Source organism: Flavobacterium frigoris PS1, assembly GCF_000252125.1.
GTDB classification, from domain to species: Bacteria; Bacteroidota; Bacteroidia; order Flavobacteriales; family Flavobacteriaceae; genus Flavobacterium; species Flavobacterium frigoris_A.
The window spans coordinates 119312-137745 of record NZ_AHKF01000010.1 but is presented as its reverse complement, the minus strand read 5'-3'; the positions used below and the strand labels follow the sequence as shown (position 1 = coordinate 137745).

At 34.1% G+C, this 18434-nt stretch carries 19 protein-coding genes; 9 read left to right on the top strand and 10 right to left on the bottom strand.

Annotated elements, in window-relative coordinates:
• Window positions 1-47: 47 nt before the first annotated feature.
• Both HJ01_RS02990 and HJ01_RS02985 read left to right on the top strand, forming a co-directional pair.
• Entirely contained in the window at window positions 48-596 is a 549-nt protein-coding gene (locus tag HJ01_RS02990) for a carboxymuconolactone decarboxylase family protein (protein ID WP_007136804.1), read from the top strand.
• Window positions 597-794: 198 nt separating this feature from the next.
• On the top strand, window positions 795-1103 hold the full coding sequence (locus HJ01_RS02985; RefSeq protein WP_007136803.1) for an EthD family reductase: 309 nt from the start codon (window positions 795-797) through the stop codon (window positions 1101-1103).
• A gap of 470 nt (window positions 1104-1573) precedes the next feature.
• Here the strand turns inward: HJ01_RS02985 and HJ01_RS02980 are convergent, their stop codons facing one another.
• Window positions 1574-2509: an SPOR domain-containing protein gene (locus HJ01_RS02980; RefSeq protein WP_007136801.1), complete on the bottom strand. Its 936-nt coding sequence runs from the start codon at window positions 2507-2509 to the stop codon at window positions 1574-1576.
• A 103-nt stretch (window positions 2510-2612) separates the two neighbouring features.
• On the opposite strand from HJ01_RS02980, the gene dprA reads away from it, so the two are divergent.
• Window positions 2613-3713, top strand: coding sequence for a DNA-processing protein DprA (gene dprA, locus HJ01_RS02975; RefSeq protein WP_007136800.1), 1101 nt, complete (start codon window positions 2613-2615; stop codon window positions 3711-3713).
• A 106-nt stretch (window positions 3714-3819) separates the two neighbouring features.
• On the opposite strand, the gene trpS is transcribed toward dprA, so the two are convergent.
• Window positions 3820-4794 (bottom strand): tryptophan--tRNA ligase, encoded by a 975-nt coding sequence (trpS, locus tag HJ01_RS02970; RefSeq protein ID WP_007136799.1) that lies wholly within the window; start codon window positions 4792-4794, stop codon window positions 3820-3822.
• A 378-nt stretch (window positions 4795-5172) separates the two neighbouring features.
• Here trpS and HJ01_RS02965 point away from each other — a divergent pair, with 378 nt between their 5' ends.
• On the top strand, window positions 5173-5943 hold the full coding sequence (locus HJ01_RS02965; RefSeq protein ID WP_040473673.1) for a lysophospholipid acyltransferase family protein: 771 nt from the start codon (window positions 5173-5175) through the stop codon (window positions 5941-5943).
• Here HJ01_RS02965 and HJ01_RS02960 read toward each other — a convergent pair.
• The 7 genes from HJ01_RS02960 to HJ01_RS02930 all read right to left on the bottom strand — a co-directional run bounded on the left by HJ01_RS02960 (window position 5914) and on the right by HJ01_RS02930 (window position 11766).
• A complete protein-coding gene (locus tag HJ01_RS02960; protein WP_007136797.1) occupies window positions 5914-7338 on the bottom strand; it encodes a hypothetical protein in 1425 nt (474 codons plus the stop codon). The genes HJ01_RS02965 and HJ01_RS02960 overlap by 30 nt on opposite strands.
• Window positions 7335-7877: an RNA polymerase sigma factor gene (locus HJ01_RS02955; RefSeq protein WP_007136796.1), complete on the bottom strand. Its 543-nt coding sequence runs from the start codon at window positions 7875-7877 to the stop codon at window positions 7335-7337. The genes HJ01_RS02960 and HJ01_RS02955 overlap by 4 nt, the downstream gene beginning before the upstream one ends.
• Before the next feature lie 17 nt (window positions 7878-7894).
• Window positions 7895-8308: a hypothetical protein gene (locus tag HJ01_RS02950; protein ID WP_007136795.1), complete on the bottom strand. Its 414-nt coding sequence runs from the start codon at window positions 8306-8308 to the stop codon at window positions 7895-7897.
• Between the two features lie 200 nt (window positions 8309-8508).
• Entirely contained in the window at window positions 8509-9516 is a 1008-nt protein-coding gene (gene recA / locus HJ01_RS02945) for a recombinase RecA (RefSeq protein WP_091429105.1), read from the bottom strand.
• A 161-nt stretch (window positions 9517-9677) separates the two neighbouring features.
• Entirely contained in the window at window positions 9678-10187 is a 510-nt protein-coding gene (locus tag HJ01_RS02940; protein ID WP_040473638.1) for an acyl-CoA thioesterase, read from the bottom strand.
• A 42-nt stretch (window positions 10188-10229) separates the two neighbouring features.
• Window positions 10230-10613 (bottom strand): DoxX family membrane protein, encoded by a 384-nt coding sequence (locus HJ01_RS02935; protein WP_007136791.1) that lies wholly within the window; start codon window positions 10611-10613, stop codon window positions 10230-10232.
• A gap of 4 nt (window positions 10614-10617) precedes the next feature.
• Window positions 10618-11766 carry an ATP-binding protein gene (locus HJ01_RS02930; RefSeq protein WP_007136790.1) on the bottom strand — a complete coding sequence of 383 codons (1149 nt, stop codon included), beginning with the start codon at window positions 11764-11766 and terminating at the stop codon, window positions 10618-10620.
• A gap of 283 nt (window positions 11767-12049) precedes the next feature.
• On the opposite strand from HJ01_RS02930, the gene HJ01_RS02925 reads away from it, so the two are divergent.
• From HJ01_RS02925 to HJ01_RS02905, 5 genes are all read left to right on the top strand, one after another.
• Complete coding sequence (locus HJ01_RS02925) at window positions 12050-13237, top strand: phosphoglycerate kinase (RefSeq protein ID WP_007136789.1); 1188 nt, start codon at window positions 12050-12052, stop codon at window positions 13235-13237.
• Window positions 13238-13348: 111 nt separating this feature from the next.
• Window positions 13349-15385, top strand: a complete 2037-nt coding sequence (locus HJ01_RS02920; protein ID WP_007136788.1) for a LysM peptidoglycan-binding domain-containing protein — start codon at window positions 13349-13351, stop codon at window positions 15383-15385.
• Window positions 15386-15421: 36 nt separating this feature from the next.
• Complete coding sequence (locus HJ01_RS02915; RefSeq protein WP_040473637.1) at window positions 15422-16078, top strand: DUF1080 domain-containing protein; 657 nt, start codon at window positions 15422-15424, stop codon at window positions 16076-16078.
• 89 nt (window positions 16079-16167) lie between these two features.
• Entirely contained in the window at window positions 16168-17154 is a 987-nt protein-coding gene (locus HJ01_RS02910) for a DUF4837 family protein (protein WP_007136786.1), read from the top strand.
• 25 nt (window positions 17155-17179) lie between these two features.
• Complete coding sequence (locus HJ01_RS02905; protein ID WP_007136785.1) at window positions 17180-17626, top strand: GNAT family N-acetyltransferase; 447 nt, start codon at window positions 17180-17182, stop codon at window positions 17624-17626.
• Here HJ01_RS02905 and HJ01_RS02900 read toward each other — a convergent pair whose 3' ends face one another.
• Entirely contained in the window at window positions 17627-18433 is an 807-nt protein-coding gene (locus HJ01_RS02900) for an OmpA family protein (protein ID WP_040473636.1), read from the bottom strand. It lies immediately after the preceding gene.
• Window position 18434: the final 1 nt, after the last annotated feature.

Sequence of the window (18434 nt, the reverse complement as noted above, 5' to 3'; positions counted from 1 at the left end):
ACTAAGCGAACGCTTAGAAACAAATAATAACATTTAAAATTAGAATCATGACAACATTAAAAGTACACAACATCGAATCAGCTCCAGAAGCAAGTAAAGCATTATTAGAAGGATCTCAAAAAGCCTACGGAATGATCCCGGGACTTCACGGCGTTTTAGCTGGTGCTCCAGGAATACTTGATGGGTATCAAAAATTACACGAATTATTCGTAAACACTTCTTTCAATGAAGAAGAATTGACTGTCGTTTGGCAAACTATAAACGTCGAGCACGCTTGTCATTATTGCGTTCCAGCGCATACAGGTATCGCCGCCATGATGAAAGTAGATAACGATATTACTGAAGCTTTGCGTAATGAAACTCCTTTGGCTAACCCAAAATTAGAAACTTTACGTACCATGACATTATCAATTGTTCGCAACCGTGGTCATGTTACTCAAGAGGAATTAGAAGCATTTTACGCAGCAGGTTACGGAGAACAGCAAGTATTAGAAATCATCCTTGGTTTGTCTCAAAAAGTAATCAGTAACTACACAAACCATATTGCAAACACACCAGTAGATGCGGCTTTCCAAAAATTTGCTTGGTCTAAATAATTAGAAATACAATCAATTTACAAGAAGTATTTTATTTATTTGGGCAGCTTATCCGCCCTCCGTTCCCGCTTTTTTTGTTCCGCTACGCTGCACAAAAAAGAGCTCCACTTCCGTCGGGCTGCGGGATTAGACTAACAGAAATATTAGGTATTTAAAATATTGTTTGTAACTTGGTTTTAAAATAAAAAAATATACACCATGATAAAAGTAAGTGTAATGTATCCTAATGGTGCTGATACTAAGTTTGATATCGATTATTATAAAAATTCTCATCTTCCTATGGTTGCTGAATCTTTAGGAGATGCCTTAAAAGGAATGGAATTCACTGTAGGAATAGGAGGAAGAGTTCCTGGCGAATTAGCGCCTTATGTGGCTATAGTAGATTTAAAGTTTGATTCTGTTGCCTCATTTCAAGCAGCTTTTGGTGCTCATGCAGCAAAATTTGCTGCTGATGTGCCTAATTACACTAATGTAGATGGAGAACTTCAAATTAGTGAGATTATTTAATCATGTAGTTTAATTCAAGCAAAAATAAAAGCGATTTAGGATTCTTTCTTAAGTCGCTTTTTTGTAAGCCTAAATAGGATGTTTTAATTACCATTTTTAGGTTAAATGACATGACACACCTTTGGGTAGAATTAAGCCATTAAAACGCATTTAAAAATAGGCTTGGAATGTTTTTAGATCGATCAAGCGTTGGTTTTTTTGTTTTCCTCCTAATATTGCTAAGTGGCGATAGCTATATTTCGAAGTCCTGTGGATTCGTGTGTTATTTCTTTAGCTAGTTTTTACACAGTAGTTCCTTTTGAAAATGAATCGCAGTAGCCCAGATAGTAGCGGCATCCTCTTGTGGCATCCCGATATTTATCGGTATGCCAAACGAGATATAGCGCGTAGCTGGAAATTGCTTCTAAAAAAATACCCCCAAATAGCTTTTCGCTTTCTGGGGGTAGTCTAAACCGTAAATAGGTTGCATTTTATAAAGATTGAATCAAAAGCCAAGCTTCTGGATTGTCTTTTTCTTGAATTTCTTTTTTCGCTTTTTCAGCTTCTCCTATTGTGGAGTAGCTGCCATACAATACAGGAAACAATCCGTATTTGTTAGGGGCAATTCGTTTTGCTTTATAGCCTAATTTAGACAGGCGTTCAAATATTTTTTGTGCATTTTTCTCTTCTCTAAAAGCACCTGCCACCACATGATAGGACATTTTGTTTTCTTTTATAGAAAGTGTAACTGCCGGCAATGGGTTTTTTATAAAGAAGGTCGCTTCTTGAATTTTGTTTTGTACTTGTTTTTGAACAGCAGTTTCTACAAGAACTGTTTCAGAGGCAATTTGGTTTTGGTAAACAGAATAACCAATACTTCCGGTTAAACTAAGTCCCAATATAAAAATTGCAGCATATTTTAAATAGGAGTTCCCTGTTCTTTCTTCTGTGTCTAAAGTGATGACTTTCGTTTCTTCAAGTGCCTCCATTTTTTGTTCGAAGATTTCTCTTTTAACAACAGGAGAGACAAATGAGGTTAAACCAAATGAACTTGACAAGTAATTCGTTTGATCAACTGGAGTGAAAACCAAATTACCATCCGCATTTAGGCAAATATCGCCAATGTTCTTAATGCTAAAGATACCGTTTGCCTCTAATGCTTTTTTCCAAGTTAAAACTTCATATTGAATGGCACTAACGGCATAGTCATATGATGTCTTTTCAGATTGGGCAATGTGATTGGCTAATAGGCCATCATTATTTTTCAAATTGGCATTGAAAGAAATCAATTTTTTTGGAGGAAAAAACGAATTTGCGCTTTCAACCCATTGAGCCGATTGGATTTCCGTCAAAAATGCGCCGAAACCAGGAACGGTAACACATTGATAACGATATAATAGCTGAGCGATGTAGGGTTGGATGTTCATGTATACAAAGTTATACAATGAAAATAGTTATCAAAATTTTATTCACAATTTTTATTAACAATCAGCGTAATTTTTTTATACATTTCAACTACAAATAATTAGCATGATAGAACAAGATTTATTTTACCTATTGGCCTTACAAAGAATAGAGGGAGTTGGAGACATTATGGCTAAGAAACTGTTGACGCATTGCGGTTCTGCCGAAGCAGTTTTTACAAGCAAGTCATCACAATTAGCTGCCATTGATGGAGTGGGTTCGATGTTACTAAAAAGCTTGAAAAATAAATCTGTTTTCGAAAAAGCCGAGCTCGAGTTGGAGTTTATTAAATCGAATGACATTAATGCCGTTTATTTTCAAGACGAAAAGTACCCAGATCGTTTGAAACATTGCATTGACGGACCACTGTTATTATTCACTTCCGGAAATATTGATTTAAAAAACCGAAAGATTATCAGTATTGTGGGCACGCGGCAAATCACTTCCTACGGCACGGAATTTTGCAGAAAACTTATTGAAGATTTGGCTCCACTGGATCCGATCATTGTCAGTGGTTTTGCTTATGGCGTGGATATCGTGGCGCATCAAGTGGCTATGGAACATAATTTGCAAACGATAGGAGTGGTGGCGCATGGACTGAACCAAATCTATCCAAAAACCCACAAAAAGTATGTCGCCAAAGTCGAGGAAAACGGTGGTTTTATGACCGAGTTCTGGAGTTCGTCGAATCCCGACAAAGAAAATTTTGTTCGTCGAAACAGAATCGTAGCGGGAATCTCTGAAGCGACAATCGTAATAGAATCGGCAGATCGTGGCGGTTCCTTGATCACTGCTAATATGGCCAACGATTACAACCGAGATGTTTTTGCGGTCCCTGGACGTGCGACTGATAAATACAGCGCAGGTTGCAACAATCTTATAAAAACCCAAAAAGCGAACGTACTCACCAGCGCCGCTGATTTGGTTTACATCTTGAATTGGGACATTCAAAAGGAATCGAAACCAGTACAAAAACAACTGTTTGTGACTCTAGAGGACGATGAACAAAAAGTGTATGATTATCTGCTGAAAACCGGAAAGGAACTCATGGATATTATTGCTTTGCGTTGTGATTTTCCCATTTATAAAATCTCGGGAATGCTGTTGAATATGGAATTAAAAGGTGTGGTACGGCCTTTGCCGGGGAAATTGTTTGAGGCGATATGATTTTACCATTTAAGTCATGTAAGTTTTTGAGAAATAGTATCACATTAAACAAGAGCAACTTTAAAAAGTTACTTATATGCCTTATATGGTTTTAAAAAATTGAATGTTATATCTCAAAGCCTAATTTCTCTCTTACCCTTGATAACACGCCATTGGCAACAGTCGAAGCTTTTCCGGCTCCTATTTTCAATAACGCATCTACTTCTTCGAGGTTGTTTATATAGTAATTGTATTTTTCTCTTTCGGTTTTGAAGGTTTCGCATATCAGTTCAAACAAAGCTTGTTTGGCGTGACCATAACCATAGTTTCCACCTTCGTAATTAGCACGCATTGCTGTAAGTTGCTCGGTATTGGCTAATAAGGAATAAATAGCAAAAGCATTACAAGTATCTGGATTTTTAGGTTCTTCTAGTGGTGTACTGTCCGTTTCTATAGACATTACTTGCTTGCGTAATGCTTTGTCTTCTAGAAATATATTAATTAAATTATTAGCTGATTTACTCATTTTTCCGCCATTAGTTCCCGGGATAAGCATACTGTCTTGCTGGATTTTAGCTTCAGGAATAACGAATGTTTCTCCCATTTGGTGATTGAAACGAGAAGCTACATCACGAGTAATTTCAAGATGTTGCAATTGGTCTTTTCCTACTGGAACCAACTCTGCATCGTATAATAAAATATCAGCAGCCATCAGCATAGGATAGGAGAATAAGCCTGCGTTTACATCGTCTAGTCTGTCTGCTTTGTCTTTGAATGAATGTGCTAATGTTAAGCGTTGAAAAGGAAAGAAGCAGCTCAAATACCAAGACAATTCTGCTGTTTGTGGCACATCAGATTGTCTGTAAAAAACCACTTTGTTAACATCTAATCCACAAGCCAGCCAAGCTGCAGCAGTACTGTAGGTGTTGGTTCTTAATGTATTTCCGTCTTTTATTTGGGTAATCGAATGCAAGTCGGCAATAAAAAGAAAAGATTCGTTTTTTGGATCATTCGATAATTGAATCGCGGGTATGATTGCCCCAAGTAGGTTTCCTAAATGTGGTGTTCCTGTACTTTGGACACCGGTAAGTATTTTTGCCATTGTAATTTTTTTCTGAAGCGTAAAGTTCGCATAGTTTATTTATTTACCGCAAAGTTCGCAAAGTTTTTTTTAAGTTTATTTTTTATAGGTTTCAGCTGTAAAAAAGGCAACAGCTATTTTAAGGAATTAGATATTGACCGCAAATTCGCCAATTTAAAAACTTGGTTGAGCTATTTAATTTGCGAATTTGCGGTAATTTTTACTTTTTAATAGTTTGGCAAACGTCAAAAAATTAGGTTGAGAGTTTAATTTAATAATTTGCGGTCGACAATATTGGTGTCTTTTTTTTAAAATAAAATGGTGCTCTTTGCGGTTATAGTTTTCCCAAATTTAATTCTTTTTAATAATAGTATCATAGGAATCCCTATTTTTGAACTCATGAAAGGAATAAAAATAATTTTCTGGACTTTATGGCGGATGTGGTTTTATATTTTATTTACTATCCCCATATTGATTATGTTACCGTTTTTAGTAGCGTCTATCGTTTCTGAAAAAGGCTATCCGTATTACTTTAAAATGTCACGTATTTGGGCTAAATTCATTCTCTTCGGAATGGGGTTTTACTATAAAATTGAAAGAAACCAAATCTTAGAATCGGATAAAAGCTATATGATTGTTGCTAATCATACCTCAATGGTTGATATTATGTTGATGTTAGCAGTAGTTAAGAATCCATTTGTTTTTGTAGGTAAAAAGGAATTGGCTAAAATTCCTTTATTTGGTTTTTTCTATAAAAGAACCTGCATTTTAGTGGATCGAGGTTGTTCAAAAAGCCGTCTAGAAGTGTTTAATCAGGCTCAAAAAACAATCGACCGTGGCTTAAGTGTTTGCATTTTTCCAGAAGGTGGAGTTCCTGATGATGAATCCATTGTATTAGATACTTTTAAAGATGGAGCTTTTCGATTAGCGATTGAACATCAAATTCCAATTCTCCCTATTACTTTTGCGGATAATAAAAAAAGGTTTTCTTACACTTTTTTCAGTGGTAGTCCGGGTATTATGAGGGCTAAAATACATCCACAGATTGATACTTTTGGAAAAACAGGAGTAGATAGAAGAGCAATTCGTGAAGAAGCTAGAGATGTCGTTTATTCCCAATTAATGGAGTATGATATCCAACTAAAAGGAATAGATAATCCCAGTATATAACCCAATAAAAACAGCTTTGTCACTATTGGAATTGTTTGAATAAGTGTTCAACTGATACTTGACCATGGGCTCAATATTTACTTGAAATGATTTTATAAATTGGTATTTAAATCCCATTCCAACATTTGTACTAAAATGAATTGTGTTTAAATTATTGGCTTCACCCAACTTTAAATTAATGTTGTTAGAGACTAAGGATACTTTATTTTGGTTTAAAAATAAAGTGCTGATTCCACCAATAATAGTAACGCCAAACTTCTTGTTTAAAAGAGCGTATGAAAGCTCCAATGGCACTTCATAGTATCCCATTTTTTGATTGATAGCAGCAGTACTCGTATTTTGTAAGCTTTTTTCAAAACCAACAAGTGTACTAAGCGCGTCTTGGTTTTTTACTTCAATTGGTGCACTAGAGCTGTAATTAATATTTAGAAGATTATTAGTTGCCAAACTGGTTGAATAAACGACGTCATTGGTATTGTACCCCAAAGCAAGCTTATTAAGCCCTGTTCTTAAAGTAATTTTTTTAGAAACGGCATAATTTACACCAATTCCAAAACTAAGGCTGTTATCGGCTGTTTTTGTGTTGTCATCGAATTGCGCATCAATAGAAGATCCAGCTGAATGCGGATTCAAATAGACAGCAGCAACATTAGGGACAATTTGCCATTTGTCTTTGTTGTTAATTTCGGTTGGAGATTTTCCTTCTTCTTTCTTCTTTAAAATTTCGGCTAATTCATTTGCAGTTTCTGGAATAATAGCATCTTGTTTTTTAGTGTCAGATGTTGCAATTTTAGAATCTGTGTTATTCTCTGATTTGGTTTCTCTCTTGATTTTATCAACACTATTTGCGAGTGAATTTGCATTTTTGACACGATCATCCTCGACAACCGCTTGTTCTGATGTTGAGAGGAATGTTTTGGAAGTTGTCGGCTTTAGCGGTGAATTATTTTTTGATTTATAAAGCGAAGAATCATTTTGATTTTTCTTTTGTTGAGTATTGGTTTTCGGGGAAGTAAAAGTTGTGTTTTCATTTTCATGATTTTTATCGGTATTTGGGTTAGTTATTACTAGTTGTTGTTTATTTTTTATATGAAAAGGGGTATTCTTTTCTTCTTTTTCTATTGAAATGGAGTCTTTGTTTTCAGTTGCGTTTTTTGGGTCTAAAACAATGGTTTTTTTAATTTTATTATTGGTGTTGAAAGCCATATTGAAGGCGAAGAAACCTAAAATAAGTGCAGCAGCAATTCCTGAAAATTGCATCCAAAAAGGAATTACTTTTCGTTCTTTTTCTTTTAATTGTGCTTCAATGTTTAACCAAACCTGTTGATTAGGTTCTGCTTCAAAATCCTTGAATTTCTCTTGAAACAATAGGTCTATGTTTTTTTTATCGCTCATTTTGCCAATGACTTTATTTCAATTCTAGTATAAACTTCAATTTTATCTCTTAAAATAACCCTTGCTCTTGATAGATTCGACTTTGTAGTTCCTGTTGTTATTTTTAATGTTTCTGCAATTTCCTTATGGGAGTAACCGTCAAGAACGTAGAGACTGAAAACGAGGCGGTATTGATCTGGTAATTCCTGGATGATTTGCATTAGATACTCAATCGGAACATTATCATCATCAATTTCAACATCATCCTCAGGTATATTTTCAGTGGTAAGCTCTAGATAACGCACTCCTTTAAATTTTTGGAGTGCATTATTTATCATTACTCTTTTCGCCCAACCTTCAAATGAACCTTTGCCACTAAATTGGTTTATTTTTCTAAAGATTATCAAAAAACCATCTTGTAAATTATCTTGAGCATCAGCATAATTACTAGAATACTTCAAGCATACCCCAAAAAACTTTTTAGAAAACAATTGATATAATTGCTCCTGAGCTTTAGGGTTATTTTTTTTACAATCGCTAATTATTTGATCCAATCTCACAGATTTTTTTCTAGTTATTAGTTAACTACAGGAACTTCTACTTCTTCAAAAAGGTCTACTCCAGCAGCATCCTCTCCTTTATAAAACTTAAAGATGTAAGATCCAGTATTAGTAACGTAAAAATTAAAAGTAAGCTCAGATAGCGGAGGGACTTCTTTGGTACATACCTCATTATCATTTACAGCTGTTTGGATAGCAATGGTTCTTGTATTTAAGTTTTTATCATAATAAATTCCTTGAAAAATATGACAAGCTGTAGGTTTTTGGTATTTCAATTTAATTTTATAGGTTTCTCCTAGAGTAAAACTTGCTGGGAGTTCATAACTTTGCACAGAAAGTACTTCGTAGGTATAAGAACCTGTGTTGTCATTGTCAGTACTACAACTTGCTAAAGTGGTAATTAGTACTAAAAATAAAATTAGTTGTTTCATTTTTTTATCATTTTTGAGGTTAATAACTTCGTTACATTTTATATAAGATCAAAATGATTAAAAAAGGTTGCGTTATTATTCAAAATTAATTGACAATTATTCAAAATTGGCACTTTAAATATTGGTAACAAGTGAATAGACCGGGCAAAAAAAATGCCCGAATATTACATTCGGGCATTTGATTATTTTAGAAAAGTATATTAAGCATCAGCCAATTCCTTAATTCTAGCTTTGATCTTTACTTCAAGTTCATCTGCTAATTCTGGATTGTCTTTGATTAAAGACTTAACAGCATCACGACCTTGTCCTAATTTGGTTTCACCATAACTAAACCAAGATCCTGCTTTTTTGATGATTTCAAACTCAACAGCTAAATCTAAGATTTCTCCTGTTTTTGAAATTCCTTCACCATACATAATGTCAAATTCAGCAATTTTAAAAGGTGGTGCTACTTTGTTTTTTACCACTTTTACTTTAGTTCTGTTACCAAGTACACTGTCTCCATCTTTAATTTGAGTAGAACGACGGATATCTAAACGTACCGAAGCGTAAAATTTTAATGCATTTCCACCAGTTGTAGTCTCTGGATTTCCAAACATCACCCCGATTTTCTCTCTCAATTGGTTAATGAAGAATACAGTACAGTTAGTTTTGCTGATTGTTCCCGTTAACTTTCTCAAAGCTTGAGACATCAAACGTGCATGAAGACCCATTTTAGAATCTCCCATTTCACCTTCAATTTCACTTTTTGGTGTCAGTGCTGCAACCGAGTCAATTACAACAATATCAATTGCACCTGAACGAATCAAGTTCTCAGCAATTTCTAATGCTTGTTCTCCATTGTCTGGTTGAGAAATGATTAGGTTTTCGATATCAACCCCTAATTTTTCAGCATAATTTCTATCAAAAGCATGTTCTGCATCGATAAAAGCAGCAATTCCACCTGCTTTTTGAGCTTCAGCAATAGCATGAAGCGTCAAAGTAGTTTTTCCAGATGATTCTGGTCCGTATATTTCTATGATTCTTCCTCTTGGATATCCATTTACCCCTAGAGCTAAATCAATTCCTAAAGAGCCTGAAGAAATGGTTTCCACTTCTACAATGGCTTTATCCCCCATTTTCATTACTGTCCCTTTTCCGTAGGTTTTGTCCAGTTTGTCTAGGGTAAGTTGTAACGCTTTTAGTTTGGCTTCTTTCTCTGTACTCATCTTCTCTTTTACCTTTTCTTTCATTTGTATTATTTTATCGCTATAAGAAAAATGCTGAACCTATGAGATTACTACATTTTTTAAATGTTTAAATTTTTATGCTTGTAAAAATACTTCTTTTTTTAATTAAAAATTTCTCTTTCAAGAAGTAAATACAGTTTTTACATAAACAATGCTTTTAACTCAGTAGCATCTTCTGGTTTCATTTTTCCCGCCAAAACTAGACTGAGTTGTTTGCGTCTTAATGCAGCATCAAAACGTTGTTTTTCTAGTTCAGTTTCTGGGATTATTTGGGGTACTTCTACGGGTCTTCCTGTATCATCTACTGCTACAAATGTATATATGGCCTCATTTGCTTTGGTTTTATTACCTGATTCTCTGTCTTCTACCCAAATATCGATGAAAATTTCCATGGAGCTTTTAAAAGCTCTAGAAACTTTGGCTTCAACGGTGACGACACTTCCCAAAGGAATGGCTCTATTAAATGCCACGCTATTCACGGATGCGGTAACCACAATTCTTCTGGAGTGTCTACGTGCAGCTATACTTGCCGCGCGATCCATACGGGCTAATAACTCGCCGCCAAAAAGATTATTCAAAGGATTTGTTTCACTTGGTAAAACTAAATCGGTTAATGTTGTTAAGGATTCGGAAGGATGTTTTGGTGTCATTATTTTCGTTAATGTAATTACTGTTTTTTTTAATTCTGTTTTTTAATTTAACCAATAAACGGCCATTACTGCGGGCATAAAATAAATAACGATGGTTCTGGCTCCATCATAATCTTTAGCTAGTCGTTGTCCAAAAAGTAACATAAGTAAGGTGATACATGAAAAAACGGCTCCATAAAAACCAAACAATCTACCATTATTAATCAACAATTCGATACAGCCTACAATACATAAAATCCCAGAAATTAATTCCAAAACCAGAATGTGCAATAAAGCTAAAGGGACAAGGTTTTTTAATTGCGTTTTATCAAAATGACCTTTTAACCAATCTACATTGTCTTTCCAGTAAAACAGCTTGTCATAACCCGATTGAAGAAAAGTAATAGCTAAAAAAATTAATATTAAAATGGATGCAACGTTATTCATATGGTTATTTTTTATGGATTAAACGTGTTAATTTGATTGACAAATCAGTTAAAATGATTTTTGCATTTCCGTTGCGTTCCACGTGATACATGGCGTCCGATAGTTCCTTGAAAATATCATGGATATTATTGCCATTAACGAATGGCGCAAATTTCTCGAGTTTGAATTTCTCTACTTTTGGTTCAAAGTAAACTAAACTTGGAGTTTCATAATTAATTAATAAAGCCTGACGAAACATTTCGATGCAAAATTCTAGGAATTTTTTTTGTGTTTCTCTTCCAAGACTTGCAATTTTTTCGCTCCAAAGTATTAGATCCTGAATGGCAGAAGCATCTTTTTTTGCTTGAAATGCAGCTCGAACCCAGGTTACAAACCATTGTTCAAATGGAAATTCGTCATTGTCATCGTGAAGCAAGTGTAACGCAATATTGTAATTACCCTGTGCTTGGTGTGCTATTTTTGCTGCTATTTTAGGATCTACTTGTTCGCGTGAAACCAAAGCTTCTGCAATAATAGGTTCGCTCAGCCCATTGAAATGTAAAATCTGACAGCGCGAACGGATGGTTTGAATAATATCCTCCTCGTTTTCAGAAATTAAAATGAAGACCGTTTTTTCGGGTGGTTCTTCCAGCAATTTCAATAACTTATTGGAAGCGGCAATATTTAATTTATCGGCCATCCAAACAATCATAATTTTATAACCGCCTTCGTATGATTTTAAGGATAATGATTTTAAAATTTCCTGTGCATCATCAACTCTAATTTCTCCCTGTTTATTTTGAACGCCCAAAACGGCATACCAATCAAAAAGTCCACCATAAGGATTTTTCAAAACAAATTGTCTCCAATCAGTAATGAAATCAATGCTTTTTGGGCTTTTTTTTACTGCATCAGTAGTTACTGTTGGATAAGCAAAGTGTAAATCAGGATGTGATGTTTTTAGGAATTTTAGGTTGCATGCTTCATTCGGACCCGAGTTTTCCCCGTTTTGATTGCCACATAAAATATATTGCGAATAGGCAATAGCCATAGCTAAAGTACCACTTCCTTCTGGACCAACAAATAATTGCGCATGGGGAATTCTACCCATTTCTGCACTTTTTGTCAGATGATTTTTAATGTGTTCTTGCCCTAAAATTTCAGAAAATTGCATAAAGCAAAGATATAAGAAAATGGGTTAGTCTAAAGTTTTCAATAGCAAAGTTTGCTAAAATGTAGCTTCAATTTGGCATTAAATTTCCTTTTTGATATTAAAACCAGATCAGAAGCTCTTTTTTTAAAATAAATCACTTTAAATAGTGATAAAATAAATTATTTGTCGAATTACAACGATTTCGTTGATTAAAAGCAATATTTTTTGATTTATTCGAATTTATTAATAATCTAAAAGTTCTATATTTGTTATTCTTTCAAAAAACAAACTAAAAATAGACCTAATGAAGACTCTAAACGACTTTGACTTTAAAAATAAAAAAGCAATAATACGTGTTGATTTTAACGTGCCTTTGGACGAAAATTTCAATGTAACCGATGCTACTCGTATTGAAGCTGCAAAACCAACTATAGACGCAATTCTTGCTCAAGGTGGAAGCGTGATTTTAATGTCACATTTAGGAAGACCAAAAGGTGTTGAAGAGAAATACTCGTTGAAACATATTTTGAAAACAACTTCAGAAGTACTTGCTGTTCCAGTCCAATTTGCTTCAGATTGTATTGGTGAGGAAGCTAATAGTGCTGCTGCAAACTTAAAAGCAGGAGAGGTTTTATTGTTAGAAAATCTTCGTTTTCACAAGGAAGAAGAAGCAGGAGATGTTGCTTTTGCAAAAGAATTGGCTTCACTTGGAGATATATACGTGAATGACGCTTTTGGAACTGCACATAGAGCGCACGCTTCAACTACGATCATTGCTCAATTTTTTCCAACAGAAAAATGTTTCGGATTATTATTGGCTAAAGAAATCGATAGTTTAAATAAAGTATTGAAAAATAGCGAAAAACCAGTAACAGCAGTTCTTGGTGGATCAAAAGTATCTTCGAAAATTACGGTAATCGAAAATATTCTTGATAAAGTAGACCATATGATTATAGGTGGTGGAATGACTTTTACTTTCGTGAAAGCCTTAGGAGGAAAAATTGGTGATTCTATTTGTGAAGATGACAAACAAGAATTAGCTTTAGAAATCTTGAGATTAGCTAAAGAAAAAGGAGTTCAAATTCACATTCCTGTAGATGTAGTTGCGGCAGATGATTTTTCAAATACTGCAAATACTAAAATTGTTGATGTAAATGAAATTCCTGACGGATGGCAAGGTCTTGATGCAGGTCCTAAATCATTAGCGAATTTTGAAAAAGTTATAATGGAGTCTAAAACGATTCTTTGGAATGGTCCTTTGGGAGTGTTTGAAATGGAAAGCTTTGCTAACGGAACAATCTCTCTCGGTAACTATATAGCAGCTTCTACTGAAAATGGCGCTTTCTCACTTGTGGGTGGTGGTGATTCAGTTGCAGCAGTAAAACAATTTGGTCTTGAGGATAAAATGAGTTACGTATCTACTGGTGGTGGAGCAATGCTTGAAATGCTAGAAGGTAAAGTATTGCCGGGTATAGCAGCAATTCTAGACTAAAAATTACATCTTTAACAGTATTTATTTAAAGTTTAAAGAATAACATATTATGTTTGTAAAAAAACAATTTACTTAATCATTTAGATTTAAGTAGGTTGACAAAAAAACAGCATGAATATAAAAAAATCCGCAGTATCACTTTTATTATTAGCATCAATTCCTTTGTTTTCGCAAAATGTTGCCGAAAGCAAAGGAATTGTTATTTTAGAGAATAACTTATCCTATTTAGATTCTATTAAAAACACCTTCGAGAAGGACAATATGGCCGCTTGCGTCGATAGTTTATGGATGAATGAATTGACCAATTTAGACTTGTATAATGACATCTCGTATGATATTGAAAATATAGATATTGATCAAAAAGTAGATTACAACGAGCTTTCTACTGAATTGTTGAAATCGAGATTGGCAGAAATGGATTCGAAATCCCCCTTTAGAATTGAATACAACGAGAGTCTCGAAAATGTAATTAAATCCTATCTGAAGTACAGAAAAAGATCCTTTGAGAGATTAATGGCTATTTCGGAATACTATTTCCCCATTTTTGAAGAGGCTTTCGCCAAAGAAAACGTTCCCCTAGAAATAAAATATTTGGCTGTCGTAGAATCAGCACTTAATCCTAAAGCAGTTTCCAGAGTAGGCGCTACTGGACTTTGGCAATTCATGTATCAAACAGGAAAACAATACAATTTAAAGGTTGATTCCTATGTCGATGAACGAAGCGACCCTTTAAAGGCTACCGCAGCTGCGGCAAAGTACATGTCTAATATGTATTCTATTTTTGGAGATTGGGAGTTGGTTTTGGCTTCTTATAATTCGGGTCCTGGTAATGTGTCTAAAGCAATCAGACGTTCTGGTGGAAAACAAAATTATTGGAACATAAGAAAACACCTGCCTAGAGAAACAAGAGGATATGTCCCAGCATTTTTAGCGACGATGTACTTATATGAATATCATAATGAGCATGGAATAAGACCAGATCGCGCTTTAGTGCAACATTTCTCGACTGATACCATCATGGTTAAAAAACAAATGTCATTTAAGCAAATTTCAGACTTATTAGATGTTCCTGTTGCGCAACTGCAAATATTGAATCCATCCTACAAGTTAAATGTAGTTCCTTTTTATAATGATGAAAACCATTATTTGAGATTGCCGAAGGAGAAAATTGCAGTTTTTGCTTCTAATGAAGACAAAATGTATGCCTATGTTCAGCATGAATTAGACCTAAGGGAAAACCCATTTAGAAAATCTAGGGCGACAGTTTTAAAGGAAACGATCAATTCAAATACCCAAAGAATTACCCATACTAGAACAAAGTATTACAAAATTAGACGAGGAGATAATTTGGGCGCAATTGCTAATAAGTATGATGTAAAGGTTTCTGAGTTAAAAAAGTGGAATAAATTACGAAGCAATACTATCGCTTATGGAAAGAGCTTGAAAATTATCACAACAGAAAGCATAATTAAAACAATCGTGGAAGAGGCTAAGTTAGAAACGGTTTCTAAGGAAAGTATCTTAAATAATCAAAAAGAGGTTATAGCTGAATTAAAAAATAAGACTGAAATAGATACAGTTTCATCTAATAGAAATACTTTTTATGTGGTTCGTAAAGGAGATAATTTGAATGCGATTGCTGAAAAATACAATATCAAGATTGAAGAAATTAAAAAGTGGAACCAACTTTCAAGTACTACAATTAAGGCTGGTATGACTTTGAAGCTTGCAGAAAGCGAATTGGATACTAAAGAAGTTGTTGTTTCAGCTCCTGAATTAAGAAACATTGAATACACCGTTAAAAAAGGAGATAACTTGGGTAGCATTTCAAAAAAATTCGGGACAACTTTAGAAGATTTGAAAGAATGGAATGATTTATCGGGGCAGAGTATTGCTTTGGGAAGGACTTTAATTGTAGCTAAAAATCAATTGGCAATTCACACTAATAAGGCATCCGTCAATTCTTTTAAGAAAAACCCAGCAACTATTTCTCTAGAAAAGGGCGCTGATTACTATGTTAAAAAAGGGGATTCGCTATATAGTATTGCAAAAAAATATCCTGGGGTATCCATTTCAGATTTGAAAAAATGGAACGATATTCGTGGTGAACAAATTAAGCCCGGAATGAAATTAAAAATCAATGGATAAATAGAGTATATTTTTAAAATTATATAAAAATAGACGATGCTCAAAAAAATAACTTTTGCATTTACTTTACTTCTTTTGTGTAATTCATGTGCAGTTAAACAAAGCTTGCAAATGGATGATTGGTATGCTATTACTAAAGACAGCGAACAAAGGATTGCTCCTGCTCAAGTATATGATTTTTCTGAGGGGATGATACGGATGTATGGCGACAACATAGGGTATCTAATGACAAAAAAGAGTTACGAAAATTTTGAATTAAGCTTTGATTTTAGATGGAATATGGCAGAAAACGTATACAGGGGCAGTAATAGAAAAAATAGTGGAGTGATGTATAATATACCTTCAAATGCTCCGGATCACATTTGGCCAAAAGGCATTCAATTTCAAATAAAGGAAAAGAGTACTGGTGATTTTGTTTTTTTAGATAATGTAACTGCGACTGTAAATGGTGCATTTATTGTGGTTGGTGCAAGCGTGACTTCACCTAAATTTGATGATAATGAAATGTCTAATGGAGAGTGGAATGCAGTGCTAATCCAATCTTATAATGGGAAATGCACGCAATATTTGAATGGAAAATTAGTAAATGAATGTGTAGAAGCATCATCAAAAGAAGGTAAGATTTCTTTAAATTATGAAGGTTCGCCAATTGATTTTAAAAACATTCGATTAAAAAACATAAATAAACTGTAAAGCTAAACTTCTAATAAATACTTTTGCTTTTTTAACTCGAAGCCAGTGTTTTTTTTATTTAGTAATTAATATATTATAGACTAACGTTAATGAATAAAACTCTTTTTTTATTTCTGCTTATTCCTGTTTTTCTTTTTTCCTGTAAAAAGGAAGACGATGATCTTCCGCGAAAAACAACGGGGAAAGTCAATAGTATTTCGGTTATAATTGATGATCAATTGTGGAATGGCGAAATTGGAGATAGCATTCGAAATAAGTTTGCTTCTCCCGTTATTGGCTTGCCACAGGAGGAACCACTTTTTACCATAAATCAATATCCAGTAAAATTGATGGAAGGATTTATGACTGATAACCGAAACATTATTGTGGTAAAAAAAGCAGAGAAAAATGAATTTGCCATAAAGAATGACCAGTATGCCTTTCCTCAGAATGTATTTCATATTACAGGAAAAACAGCTGCTGATATTTTGACTATTTTAGAAAATAACAGTGCTCAAATAATCAAGACTATTCGTAAGACAGAAATTGATGAGATTCAGAGGCTGAACAAAAAGTCCTTACTAGACCCGAAAATCATCAATAGTAAATTCGGCATTTCTGTAGATATTCCTTCGACTTATGAATACATGGTTCAGGAAGATAAATTCATTTGGTTAAAAAAAGAAATAGTAAGCGGGAATACGAGTTTGTTAATTTATCAGGTGCCGCTTAATTCGATTAAAAACAAAGACAATTTAGTTTCGAATATTATAAAAATGCGAGATTCTATTGGGGTCCAATATATTCATGGGAAAGAGGTGGGTACCGATATGATTACTGAAGAGGCATATGCTCCGTATTTTTTCAAGATTGAACTAACTGGCAAGGTTGCCTATGAAATGAAAGGAACTTGGGAATTAAAAAATGATTTCATGTCTGGACCTTTCATTAATTATGCTATTGTCGATGAAAAAAATGATAGAATACTGATTCTAGAGGGATTTTGTTACTCTCCTTCAAAAGAAAAAAGAGATATGATGCTTGAGCTGGAAGCCGTTATAAAGTCGGTTGTAATAACAAACGATCTTTTAAATTAAAAATCACATTAAATAATAATAATCCATGGCAATACAATGGAAAATAAAGCCTTTTGAGGCATTAACGGTTAATGAACTATATGATTTGTTGAAACTGAGAAGTGAGATCTTTGTAGTAGAGCAAAACTGCGTTTATCTTGATCTGGACGGTAAAGATAAGATCGCATTGCACCTTTTTGGTGAGTTTGAAGGGAACATTGTTGCCCATGCGCGTCTTTTTAAGGCGGGAATAAGCTTTGATAACGCTTCAATAGGAAGAGTAGTTGTAGATGTAAATTACCGAGATAGAAAATGGGGACACAATTTAATGAGAGAAGCTATTGCAGGAGTTCAATTGCATTTTAACGAGAGTAAAATTACGATAGGAGCCCAGCTATATTTGAAAAAATTCTATGAAAGCCATGGTTTTGTACAAGTCAGCGAAATGTATTTAGAAGATGATATCCCACATATAGATATGAAAAGAGAATAATTATATTTTAGTAATTAAAAACTCTACTCTTCGGTCAATGTCTTCCCCTTTACCTAAGGGGAATGAGTTCCCACAGCCTTTGTAGCTCATTCTAAGACTATTCACTTTTTTTGAAATTAAATACCAGAATACTATTTTTGCGCGATTAAAGGATAGCTGTCTTTCGTTTGTTTCTCGATCAATAGCATCGTTATAATAGCTTGGGGTACAGCAAACATGCCCTCTAATTTCAAATTCTATATTTTTATTTTGTTGAAGCTGTTCTACTATTTTATCTAACTCTTTTTTAGAATTTAAACTTAGTTTACTACTGCCTAAAGTGAACTGGATATTCTCAAAGTAAATGCGATCTCCCACATTATGTTTTTCCTGAATGGAATTGAAGATTCCTTTTCCAAAACTATTTTTTCTAACGATAAGTAAATCTACCCTCCTGTTTTTTGAGCGTATTTCGGCTAAATTATCAAAACTATTATCAGTCAATATTACCCGTCCTTTACCTTCAACAATTACTATTTTATTTTTATTGAAGCCATGTGAAGTCAGGATGTTTGTAACGGTGTTGACTCTCTCTTCTGATAATTTGTAATTATAGTCAGAATCTCCTCTGTCGTCGCAATAGCCATAAATTTGAATAGATTCAATTTTAGAAGTATCTGCCTGAATTATGAAATCAAGAATAGTTTGTTGCTGTTCAAGTTCCAAGCTGTATTTGTCAAAGTCAAAATAAACGGTCTCCACTTTTTTCCCTTGGGCTGTAAGGTAGCTAAATGAGATCAAGGCGATTAATTTAAAATAGTGTAGCATT

Coding starts and splice junctions, on each gene's coding strand:
- HJ01_RS02935 (WP_007136791.1), bottom strand. CDS start 10,613: ATGAATAACGTTGCATCCATTTTAATATTAATTTTTTTAGCTATTACT.
- dprA (WP_007136800.1), top strand. CDS start 2,613: ATGATAGAACAAGATTTATTTTACCTATTGGCCTTACAAAGAATAGAG.
- HJ01_RS02990 (WP_007136804.1), top strand. CDS start 48: ATGACAACATTAAAAGTACACAACATCGAATCAGCTCCAGAAGCAAGT.
- HJ01_RS02950 (WP_007136795.1), bottom strand. CDS start 8,308: ATGAAACAACTAATTTTATTTTTAGTACTAATTACCACTTTAGCAAGT.
- HJ01_RS02965 (WP_040473673.1), top strand. CDS start 5,173: ATGAAAGGAATAAAAATAATTTTCTGGACTTTATGGCGGATGTGGTTT.
- HJ01_RS02905 (WP_007136785.1), top strand. CDS start 17,180: ATGGCAATACAATGGAAAATAAAGCCTTTTGAGGCATTAACGGTTAAT.
- recA (WP_091429105.1), bottom strand. CDS start 9,516: ATGAGTACAGAGAAAGAAGCCAAACTAAAAGCGTTACAACTTACCCTA.
- HJ01_RS02980 (WP_007136801.1), bottom strand. CDS start 2,509: ATGAACATCCAACCCTACATCGCTCAGCTATTATATCGTTATCAATGT.
- HJ01_RS02900 (WP_040473636.1), bottom strand. CDS start 18,433: ATGCTACACTATTTTAAATTAATCGCCTTGATCTCATTTAGCTACCTT.
- HJ01_RS02925 (WP_007136789.1), top strand. CDS start 12,050: ATGAAGACTCTAAACGACTTTGACTTTAAAAATAAAAAAGCAATAATA.
- HJ01_RS02940 (WP_040473638.1), bottom strand. CDS start 10,187: ATGACACCAAAACATCCTTCCGAATCCTTAACAACATTAACCGATTTA.
- HJ01_RS02915 (WP_040473637.1), top strand. CDS start 15,422: ATGCTCAAAAAAATAACTTTTGCATTTACTTTACTTCTTTTGTGTAAT.
- HJ01_RS02930 (WP_007136790.1), bottom strand. CDS start 11,766: ATGCAATTTTCTGAAATTTTAGGGCAAGAACACATTAAAAATCATCTG.
- HJ01_RS02920 (WP_007136788.1), top strand. CDS start 13,349: ATGAATATAAAAAAATCCGCAGTATCACTTTTATTATTAGCATCAATT.
- HJ01_RS02910 (WP_007136786.1), top strand. CDS start 16,168: ATGAATAAAACTCTTTTTTTATTTCTGCTTATTCCTGTTTTTCTTTTT.
- trpS (WP_007136799.1), bottom strand. CDS start 4,794: ATGGCAAAAATACTTACCGGTGTCCAAAGTACAGGAACACCACATTTA.
- HJ01_RS02985 (WP_007136803.1), top strand. CDS start 795: ATGATAAAAGTAAGTGTAATGTATCCTAATGGTGCTGATACTAAGTTT.
- HJ01_RS02960 (WP_007136797.1), bottom strand. CDS start 7,338: ATGAGCGATAAAAAAAACATAGACCTATTGTTTCAAGAGAAATTCAAG.